The organism is Microbacterium sp. UBA837 (assembly GCF_002296025.1).
Classification (GTDB): Bacteria; Actinomycetota; Actinomycetes; order Actinomycetales; family Microbacteriaceae; genus Microbacterium.
Genome location: NZ_DBHD01000171.1, coordinates 3774 through 13400 on the forward strand (window position 1 = coordinate 3774; position 9627 = coordinate 13400).

Here is a 9627-nt window from a genome sequence, read left to right on the forward strand (position 1 = left end):
AGCCGGGCCCCTCCTCGTTTGCCGTTGTTACGTCAGTCGCGGCGCTGGGCGAACTCGGCGACGAAATCGGAGCTGTTTTCAGCGCGGCGCGCGATCGGAATTCTGGTGCCGAGAACTTGAGCGACCACATCCTGAGCGATCTTGCTGGCGACCAGCCCCGCATCCTCGAGGATCTGCTCACGGCTTGCATGGGCGATGAACTCATCCGGAAGGCCGAGCTCATCAACGGCGGTATCGACGCCCGCCTCGCGCAGGACCTGGCGCACGCGCGTCCCGATCCCGCCGACACGGATGCCGTCTTCGATCGTGATCACGAGCCGGTGCGCGGCGGCGAGGTCGATGACAGAACGCTGTACGGGGATCACCCAGCGCGGGTCGATGACCGTCGCGCCGATCCCTTGGGCGCGCAGGCGGGATGCCACATCCATGGCGACGTGCGCCATGGGGCCGATGCCCACCAGCAGAACGTCCTCCGCGCCTCCCCTTGTAAGGATATCGACGCCATCCTCGAGACGTTCTACGGCGGGAAGGTCGGGAAGCACTGACCCCTTCGGGAAGCGCACGACCGTGGGTGCATCAGACACCGCGACAGCCTCGCGGAACTCTTCGCGCAGGCGCTCCGCGTCCCGCGGGGCAGCGATCCGGATGTTCGGGACGAGTTGGAGCATGGCAAGGTCCCACACGCCGTGGTGGCTCGGACCGTCGGGCCCGGTGACACCGGCGCGATCGAGAACGAAGGTGACGCCCGCGCGGTGCAGAGCGACATCCATCATGACCTGGTCGAACGCACGGTTCATGAAGGTGGCGTAGATCGCCACGACCGGATGCAGGCCCCCGAAGGCGAGACCCGCGGCTGACGCAACGGCGTGCTGTTCAGCGATGCCGACGTCGTAGACCCGCTGCGGGAAGCGCTCTGCGAACGGTTGCAGACCGGTGGGGCGCAGCATCGCAGCGGTGATGGCGATCACGTCTTCGCGCTCGGTTCCCACCTCCACGAGCTCCTGGGCGAAGACATCGGTCCAGGCCGATGCGCCCGACCCACCGACCGGCTCACCCGAAACGGGGTCGATCTTGCCCACAGCATGGAACTGGTCCGCGACGTCGCGAAGGGCTGGTTCGTAACCGCGACCCTTCTCGGTGATCGCGTGCACGATGACAGGCGCCCCGTGCTCCTTCGCGAGCTCGAGTGTTTCGAGCAGCATCGGCAGGTCGTGGCCGTCGATCGGGCCGAGGTACTTGATATCGAGGTTGGAGTACAACGCCTCGTTATTGGTGAATCGGGAAAGGAATCCCCGCGTTCCGCCGCGCACCCCCCGGTAGAAGGCGCGAGCTGCAGGCCCGAGTCGGCTGGATATCCGGTCGGAGCGTTTACGCAGCGTCTCGTAGCTGGATGCCGTACGTACACGATTCAGATAGCGCGCCATGCCGCCGATCGTCGGTGCGTACGAGCGTCCGTTGTCGTTGACGACGATGACCAGATTGCGATCGTTGTCGTCCGAGATGTTGTTGAGCGCTTCCCAGGTCATGCCGCCCGTCAGCGAGCCATCACCGACAACGGCCACCACGTGCCGATCTCGACGACCTGTTCGCGCGAAAGCCCGCGAAATTCCGTCAGCCCAGCTCAGGGAGCTGGAGGCGTGCGACGACTCGACGACGTCGTGTTCACTTTCCGAGCGCTGAGGGTAGCCGGCGAGCCCATCACGGCTGCGCAGCTGTGAGAAATCCTGACGCCCCGTGAGGAGTTTGTGGACATACGACTGGTGCCCGGTGTCGAAGATGATCGGGTCATCGGGTGACGAGAACACCCGATGGAGCGCGATGGTCAGCTCAACCACTCCGAGGTTCGGCCCGAGGTGGCCTCCCGTACGGGCGACGTTCTCGACGAGAAACGCGCGCACCTCTTCTGCGAGTTCGCCCAGCTGATCCGTCGTGAGCGCGTCCAGATCCCGTGGTGAGCGGATCGTGGGCAGCAGAGCCATCTCACTCCTCCCGTCGGGTCGCATCCCAGCTGGGATGCGATCTGGCAAGTCTATCGAGGCACCGCTGGGCGGGATCGAGCACACTCGTGTTTCGATCCCGCCCAGCGATGAACGTCGACAGCGCCGTGATGAACCTCAGACGAGCGAGCGCAGCACGTACTGGAGGATGCCGCCGTTACGGTAGTAGTCAGCCTCTCCCGGGGTGTCGATGCGAACGATCGCGTCGAACTCGATGGTCTGCTTGCCCTCCGGCGAGAACTCGCTCGGCTCGGCGGTCACCCGCACCGTCTTGGGTGTCACGCCTTCGTTGAGCTGCTCGAGGCCGGTGATGCTGATGACCTCGGTGCCGTCCAGGCCGAGAGACTTCCAGCTCTCCCCGGCGGGGAACTGCAGCGGCACGACACCCATCCCGATGAGGTTCGAGCGGTGGATACGCTCGAAGCTCTCGGTGATGACGGCCTTCACGCCCAGCAGGTTCGTTCCCTTGGCAGCCCAGTCGCGCGATGAACCGGAGCCGTACTCCTTGCCGCCGAAGACCACCAGCGGAATACCGCGCTCCTGGTAGTTCATGCTCGCGTCGTAGATGTAGGACTGCGGGCCGCCCTCCTGCGTGAAGTCGCGCGTGTATCCGCCCTCGACGACCTGACCGTCGTTGACGGCAGCGACAAGTTCGTTCTTCAGCCGGATGTTGGCGAACGTGCCGCGGATCATGACTTCGTGGTTTCCGCGGCGCGAGCCGTAGGAGTTGAAGTCCTTCTGCGCGACGCCGTGCTCTGCCAGATACTGGGCGGCGGGGGTTCCCGCCTTGATGTTTCCGGCGGGGCTGATGTGGTCGGTCGTCACCGAGTCACCGAGGGTAGCCATCACGCGTGCTCCGCGAATGTCGCTTACGGGGGTGAGCTCCATCGTCATGCCGTCGAAGTACGGGGCCTTGCGAACGTAGGTGGAGTTCGGGTCCCATTCGAACTGCGCGGCATCCGGGGTGGGAAGACTGCGCCACCGCTCGTCACCGTCGAACACTGTCGCGTACTGCTTGATGAACTGCTCACGCGAGATCGACGAGTCGATGACCTCCTGGACCTCGTCGGTCGAGGGCCAGATGTCCTTGAGGAACACGTCGTTCCCATCCTGGTCCTGGCCGAGCGGGTCGGTCTCGAAGTCGAAGTTCATCGAGCCGGCCAGGGCGTAGGCCACCACGAGAGGCGGCGATGCCAGATAGTTCATCTTGACATCCGGGCTGATCCGACCCTCGAAGTTGCGGTTGCCCGAGAGCACCGCGGTCACTGCAAGGTCGTGGTCATTGATCGCTGCCGACACCTCGTCGATGAGCGGACCGGAGTTGCCGATGCAGATCGTGCAGCCGTAGCCGACCGTGTAGAAGCCGAGACCCTCCAGCGCCTTGTCGAGGCCCGATGACTCGTAGTAGTCGGTGACAACCTTCGAGCCCGGGCCCAGGGTCGTCTTGACCCACGGCTTGCGCTTGAGGCCCTTGTCGACGGCCTTCTTCGCCAGCAGACCTGCCGCAAGCATCACCGACGGGTTCGAGGTGTTGGTGCACGAGGTGATCGCGGCGAGCGTGACCGCGCCGTTGTCGAGCAGGTAGCTCTGACCCTCGGGAGTGGTCACCTTCACGGGCTTGGATGCGGCAGCCGGGCCGCCCGAAGAAATCAGGACATTGTGAACGTGGCCGTCCTCGTCACCGGGCTCCCCGCCCGGGTCGGATGCCGGGAACGAGCCCTGCGATTCGAGGTCGACGATGGAATCAGACGACGTCGGCGCGGCGTAGTTCAGGATGTCCTTCTCGAACTGCGCCTTCGCCTCGGAAAGCAGAATGCGATCCTGCGGGCGCTTCGGTCCGGCGATCGAGGGAACGACAGTTCCGAGATCGAGCTCCATGTACTCGCTGAAGACGAGTTCCCGCGCCGGGTCGTGCCACATCGCCTGCAGCTTGGCGTACGCCTCGACCAGTGCCACCGTCTGCTCGTCGCGGCCCGTCAGGCGCAGGTAGTCGAGCGTGACATCGTCGATCGGGAACATGGCAGCGGTCGAACCGAACTCGGGGCTCATATTGCCGATGGTCGCGCGGTTGGCCAGGGGAACGGATGCCACACCTTCGCCATAGAACTCGACGAACTTGCCGACCACGCCGTGCTTGCGGAGCATGTCGGTGATCGTGAGCACGACATCCGTGGCGGTCACGCCCGCCGGGATCGAGCCGGTGAGCTTGAAGCCCACGACTCGCGGGATGAGCATGGAGACCGGCTGACCGAGCATGGCAGCCTCGGCCTCGATGCCGCCCACTCCCCAACCGAGCACGCCGAGACCGTTGACCATGGTGGTGTGCGAGTCGGTACCGACGCACGTGTCGGGGTAGGCGCGGAGCACACCGCCGACCTCACGGTCGTACACGACCTTCGCGAGGTGCTCGATGTTCACCTGGTGCACGATGCCGGTGCCGGGGGGAACGACCTTGAAGTCGTCGAAGGCGGTCTGGCCCCACCGCAGGAACTGGTAACGCTCGCCGTTGCGCTCGTACTCGATCTCGACATTGCGCTCGAGTGCGTTGGGCGTTCCGAAGAGGTCAGCGATCACCGAGTGGTCGATCACCATCTCGGCGGGCGAAAGCGGGTTGATCTTGGCGGGATCCCCACCGAGGTCGGTCACGGCCTCGCGCATCGTCGCGAGATCGACGATGCAGGGAACACCGGTGAAGTCCTGCATCACGACGCGTGCCGGGGTGAACTGGATCTCGGTGTCGGGCTCGGCGTCAGGGTTCCACGAACCGAGCGCCTGGATCTGCTCCTTGGTGACGTTCGCACCGTCCTCGGTGCGAAGCAGGTTCTCCAGCAACACCTTCAAGCTGAAGGGAAGCTTCTCGTAGCCGGCGACGGAGTCGATCCGGAAGATTTCGTAGTCGGTCTCCCCGACTGTCAGTGTGCTCTTGGCACCGAAGCTGTCAACGGTGGACATGTGTGCTCCTTCGTCGGCGGAGGCGGGAAGCCGGTCGCTCCCCATCTTGTTCGTCAGCTTCGGACCCTGCCAGCAAGGCGAGCCTTACTGGGTCTGAAGCCGAAAAGTATCTTGACGTCAAGATAAATGGTATCACTCGGCGCGGCGCGGATACAGAGCCCGAACCACCAGCCAGGTCACGGCGATGAGGGGCGCGAATAGCGGGATGCCCATCAGCAGCTTGGTCGTCCCGAGCGCCGTCACGTCTCCCGCGAAGTAGAGCGGGAGCTGGACGATCAGGCGCGCAGCGAAGAGCGCGGCCCATGCGATCGACAACCAGAAGAAGACCCGGCGCTTGCGCGGATCGCGGCGCCAGGCCGTTCCCTCGCCCATGAGGAATCCCACGGCGAGCCCGATCAGCGACCATCCCACTACCGCTGACACCAGAAATGCCGATCCGTAGACGGCGTTCGTGACGAAACCGAGGACGAAGTTGTCCTCCGCCCTTCCCGTCCAGAGGGCAAGCGCTGCTGCAGCGGCTGCGGCGATCAAGCCCCCCAGCGCGGCGTTCAGCGACGAGCGCGCAATGAGACGCGCGACGGTGAAAACCAGTGCGAGCCCCACCGACACTGCGAGCGACAGCACAAGTTCGCTCGTGAGCGTATAAAGCACGAGGAAGGCAAGGCTTGGGAGGACCGATTCGAGGATGCCGCGCCAGCCGCCGATCGCAGCCCAGACTGCACGCCCAGTCGTGACGTCCTGAGCGGGGTCGAGCCCCGCGCGCCGAGCAGCCTCACCGAGAGCGGCGCTCACGGCATCCGAGACCCGCGGCTGCTCTCCGCCTGCCGGGGAAGGCCCTGACTCTTCGGGGTGCGCCGAGTCATCGGCGCCCGAGCGTGGAGTGCTCACGCGGTACCCGGCGTTGCGGGCATTCGAAGCGGGATCAGGTCTCGGGGGGGCATCGGGGTGGTCCCGCGCACCACGACGATCGAGCGGAACAGATCCTCGATCTGTGCTGCAGCCTCCACATCGGTGGCCGCGGCGCCGCCGACGACGCCACGCAGGAACCACCGGGGTCCGTCCACACCGATGAAGCGCGCGATGCGCTTACCTGCCGACGGATCGGTTCCGGCCACAACCGGCACTTCCGCGAGGAGCTCTGGCCCGAGCGGGCCCTGGCGCTCTTCGACGCGACCGCCCTGTTGGCGGATCTGCGCGCGAATCTGGTCTCGGGTCTCGTTCCACAGACCGGTCGATCGAGGCGCTGCAAAAGCCTGGACCTGCAGAGTAGAACCAGCGTAGTCAAGGCCGACAGCGACGATGCGCTTGGTCTGCTCCTCCACCTCGAGGCGCAGATTCAGGCCCTCACGCGGCAGGATCTTGATCGCGCCGAGGTCGATGTACGGACGCACGGCCCGCGCTTCGGCCTCATCGAACGGGCCCGACTGCTCCCGGTCCGCGGGAGCGGACTTGGCGTCCTTCTCGGGTCCGTCAGTCGAGGCGTCGGGTGAACCGTCGTCGATCTGCTCCGTCATCGTGCTGCGCTCCGTCCCATGCCGTCAACGCTACCCCCGACGTAGCCGGTCGATCCGAATCCGCCGTCGCCGCGGACGCTGTCGGGCAACTCCTCGACGGGCAGGAAACGCGCGATGGTCACCGGCATGATGATCATCTGCGCGATACGGTCCCCCACCGCGATCTCGTAGGACTCGCGGGCGTCGGTGTTCAGAAGGCACACCTTGATCTCGCCGCGGTATCCGGCGTCCACCGTGCCCGGCGAGTTCACAACCGTGATGCCGTGCTTGGCGGCAAGCCCGCTTCGGGGAACGACGAAGGCCGCGTATCCATCCGGGAGTGCGATGCGAACACCGGTTCCCACGAGGGCGCGCTCCCCCGGCTCGAGGCGCACGGCCTCAGCGGCGACCAGATCCGCGCCGGCGTCGCCCGGGTGGCTGTATGTCGGCGGGTGGGCGGCGATAATGGGGATGTCCACGGATGGGGTCACGCAACGAGGGTAATGCAGAACACGATGGCGACGACGAGAGTCCAGACCTCAGCCGACTACCGCGAACGGCTGGGTCCGTCGCTGTGGGTGGTCGTGTCTGCTGCGGTGGTGGCGCCGATGGCGGCGCTGGTCCTGGTGCCGATCGACACCACCGTCGCACTGGCTGTCGGTGCCGTGATCGGGGTCGCCGCAATTGCGCTGCTGGTCTGGGTCAGCCCGGTCGTTCGCGTCAGCGAGGGACGCGTCTTCGCCGGCCGCGCCTGGATCGAGGCCAGCTACCTCGGCGAACCCGTCGCCCTCACTGGTGAGGATGCGCGCTTCGCGCGCGGCCCGGGACTGGATGCGACGGCATGGCACGTCATTCGCGGCGGGATCGACGGGCTCGTGGTCGTCCCTGTCGTCGACTCGGACGACCCGGCACGGGCCTGGGTCATCTCGAGTCGGACACCGGACAGGCTCGCTGCGGCGATTCGGCGCGCGCAGGCGTCGCGCTAGGCGGTTCGCCCGCTGATCAGGCTGCGCACTCCTTGCAGATGATGCCAACTGCTTCCTCGTGGTCCACCTGCGAGCGGTGCTTCACCAGGAAGCAGCTGGCGCAGGTGAATTCGTCCTGCTGCGGCGGGAGCACCACCACGTCAAGCTCGAGGTCGGAGAGGTCGGCCCCCGGCAGCTCGAAGCCAGACGGGTTGTCGGAGTCGTCGACGTCGACCGAACCCGACATCTTGTCGGGGACCCGCTCCTTGAGCGCCTCGATGGACTCGCTGTCGTCGTCGCTCTTGCGGGGTGCGTCGTAGTCGGTGGCCATTCTCTACTTCCGTTGCGTGATGCTGTGGTGTGGTGCTGCGGGGCCGCTATGGGCGGCGATAGTTTGCACGACGGATCGGGATTTAGCAAATGCTCACTCCGTGTGCCGACGTGGACGAAACGGGCGGCGCGCGATGGATATTCCCTGACGCAGGCGAACGGTGTGCCAGCATGGGGCCGACACGCCGAAGAGGCACGGGAGGAGCGTGGGATGGAACAGCTCAAAGTCATCGCGACGGAAGACGATCAGCTGATCCTCGCAACAGAGTCGGGCGACAGGTTCACGCTCGCCCTCGATGATGCACTGGCATTCGAGGTCCGCCGGGCCCGCCGGGCACGCGAGTCCGACGCATCTGCTGCTCGCCCGAGCCCTCGAGACATCCAGACGCAGATCCGCGCCGGCCTCAGCGCAGAAGAGGTCGCGGAGCTTCTCGGGGCTCGTGTCGAGGATGTGCGCCGGTACGAAGGTCCCGTGCTGGCCGAACGAGAGCACGTCCTCAGCCAGGCGCTGGCAGTCCCGGTGCTCGTTTCTGCAGAGCTGGAACCCGACGGCGAGTCCACGTTCGGTGCGGCGGTGCGCGCGAAGCTCGCTGAAGCGGGTGCCACCGCGGAGCGGTGGACGAGCTGGAAGGATGCGACGGGCTGGGTGATCAAGCTCGAGTTCCGCACCGGTGATGTCGACCGCGATGCGCGCTGGGGCTTTGACCCGCGACGTACGACGCTGTCGCCGTTGAACACCGATGCAACGCAGCTGTCGAGGCAAGGAGCACTCCCCGACGGTCTCATCCCGCGGCTGCGTGCCCTTGATCCGTCGCCGTCGAAGGATGACTCACGGTTCGACTCCGGCGCGTTCGGCCCTCGGCGAGACGATGATCAGGCACGCGACGCGGAGCGCCCCGCTGAGCGCACCCCGGAACGCGCAAGCGCCGCGGTCCGTGAGGCGGCGACCAAGCGCGCCGCCGACCCTGTCGTGACGACCTCTCCGGAGACAGCGGATCTGCTCGAAGCGCTGCGCCGTCGTCGCGGCCAGCGCGAATCCGCTCCGGAGCCTTCGACCGATGAGGCAGAACGTTCGCCGGTTGCGCTGTTCGATGCGCTCGAGCCCGGATACGACGAGACCACCACTCCCCCTGCAGCGGCGGCCGACGAGGAGCCGGCGGATCTGGAAGCCACACAGCTGTCGTCATCCCGCAGGCGCGGTCGCTCGTCCCTACCGACGTGGGACGAGATCGTTTTCGGCGCTCGCTCTGACGAGTAGCCCGACCCCGGGCCCAACGCCGTCAAACTGCGTATGCGCCAGCTCGTAGCAGAGGGACGACTGACTCCTCGAGCGTGAGCGATCCGTGCTGCCCCACCATGCGCTGCGGTGACCGGTCGTCGAGACGGTTGTCGTAGTAGGCGACCCGGGCTCGTGCGGCGACAAGGACATCACCGATCCGATCAGCGACGGTCGGGCGCACGCTCCCGAACACCCCGGCGGCAATGGCTTCGTCACGGGTCATCACCCAGGCGCGGTCGGCATCGGCGGCTCGCCACACGCCCGCCACCGCGTCAGCCGCTTGAGGCTCCGTATACAGATGCAGCATCCGCGGTTCGCCCGCTATATCGGCGACGCCCTCGAGCCGTGGATCGCCGTCGTCCAGGAGCACGTGACGGCTCGCTGGGACATCGATCATTCCGTGATCGGCGGTGATGAGCACGCCGGCCTGCGGCGCTGCACGCACGAGGTCGCGAAGGGAGGCATCCACGCGTTCGAGGCCCTCCGTCCACGCCCCGGACTCCCAGCCGGCGCGGTGGCCGATGCCGTCGAGCTCGGGAACGTAGAGGTAGGTGAAACTGCCCGGATGCTGCGCCGCGAGTGCACCCGCACGGGCGATCCGCTCGTCCAGG

Annotated in this window: 9 protein-coding genes; 2 read left to right on the forward strand and 7 right to left on the reverse strand. The window is 66.3% G+C overall.

Going from position 1 to position 9627, the window contains the following annotated elements; translation table 11 throughout:
* Window positions 1–32 precede the first annotated feature (32 nt).
* The 5 genes from dxs to dut form a co-directional block, all read right to left on the reverse strand.
* Window positions 33–1979 (reverse strand): 1-deoxy-D-xylulose-5-phosphate synthase, encoded by a 1947-nt coding sequence (gene dxs / locus B3587_RS12090; RefSeq protein WP_292728985.1) that lies wholly within the window; start codon window positions 1977–1979, stop codon window positions 33–35.
* 135 nt (window positions 1980–2114) lie between these two features.
* Window positions 2115–4949: an aconitate hydratase gene (locus B3587_RS12095; RefSeq protein WP_292728988.1), complete on the reverse strand. Its 2835-nt coding sequence runs from the start codon at window positions 4947–4949 to the stop codon at window positions 2115–2117.
* Window positions 4950–5081: 132 nt separating this feature from the next.
* Window positions 5082–5837 carry a DUF3159 domain-containing protein gene (locus B3587_RS12100; protein ID WP_414683138.1) on the reverse strand — a complete coding sequence of 252 codons (756 nt, stop codon included), beginning with the start codon at window positions 5835–5837 and terminating at the stop codon, window positions 5082–5084.
* Complete coding sequence (locus B3587_RS12105) at window positions 5834–6463, reverse strand: DUF3710 domain-containing protein (protein WP_228178827.1); 630 nt, start codon at window positions 6461–6463, stop codon at window positions 5834–5836. The genes B3587_RS12100 and B3587_RS12105 overlap by 4 nt, the downstream gene beginning before the upstream one ends.
* Window positions 6460–6933, reverse strand: coding sequence for a dUTP diphosphatase (dut, locus tag B3587_RS12110; protein WP_292728992.1), 474 nt, complete (start codon window positions 6931–6933; stop codon window positions 6460–6462). Before dut ends, B3587_RS12105 begins: the two co-directional genes overlap by 4 nt.
* A gap of 24 nt (window positions 6934–6957) precedes the next feature.
* Here dut and B3587_RS12115 point away from each other — a divergent pair, with 24 nt between their 5' ends.
* Window positions 6958–7428, forward strand: a complete 471-nt coding sequence (locus tag B3587_RS12115; protein ID WP_292728995.1) for a DUF3093 family protein — start codon at window positions 6958–6960, stop codon at window positions 7426–7428.
* 16 nt (window positions 7429–7444) lie between these two features.
* On the opposite strand, the gene B3587_RS12120 is transcribed toward B3587_RS12115, so the two are convergent.
* Entirely contained in the window at window positions 7445–7738 is a 294-nt protein-coding gene (locus tag B3587_RS12120) for a DUF4193 domain-containing protein (protein WP_228178831.1), read from the reverse strand.
* A 210-nt stretch (window positions 7739–7948) separates the two neighbouring features.
* Here B3587_RS12120 and sepH point away from each other — a divergent pair, with 210 nt between their 5' ends.
* Complete coding sequence (gene sepH / locus B3587_RS12125; RefSeq protein ID WP_292728998.1) at window positions 7949–8995, forward strand: septation protein SepH; 1047 nt, start codon at window positions 7949–7951, stop codon at window positions 8993–8995.
* Between the two features lie 22 nt (window positions 8996–9017).
* On the opposite strand, the gene B3587_RS12130 is transcribed toward sepH, so the two are convergent.
* The coding region (locus B3587_RS12130) for an alkaline phosphatase family protein (protein WP_292729001.1) at window positions 9018–9627 on the reverse strand (610 nt) is incomplete at its 5' end.

What these genes read in the sequence shown, in the direction of transcription:
- B3587_RS12095 (WP_292728988.1), bottom strand. Translation starts at nt 4,949, where the DNA reads ATGTCCACCGTTGACAGCTTCGGTGCCAAGAGCACACTGACAGTCGGG.
- B3587_RS12115 (WP_292728995.1), top strand. Translation starts at nt 6,958, where the DNA reads ATGGCGACGACGAGAGTCCAGACCTCAGCCGACTACCGCGAACGGCTG.
- B3587_RS12120 (WP_228178831.1), bottom strand. Translation starts at nt 7,738, where the DNA reads ATGGCCACCGACTACGACGCACCCCGCAAGAGCGACGACGACAGCGAG.
- B3587_RS12105 (WP_228178827.1), bottom strand. Translation starts at nt 6,463, where the DNA reads ATGACGGAGCAGATCGACGACGGTTCACCCGACGCCTCGACTGACGGA.
- dxs (WP_292728985.1), bottom strand. Translation starts at nt 1,979, where the DNA reads ATGGCTCTGCTGCCCACGATCCGCTCACCACGGGATCTGGACGCGCTC.
- sepH (WP_292728998.1), top strand. Translation starts at nt 7,949, where the DNA reads ATGGAACAGCTCAAAGTCATCGCGACGGAAGACGATCAGCTGATCCTC.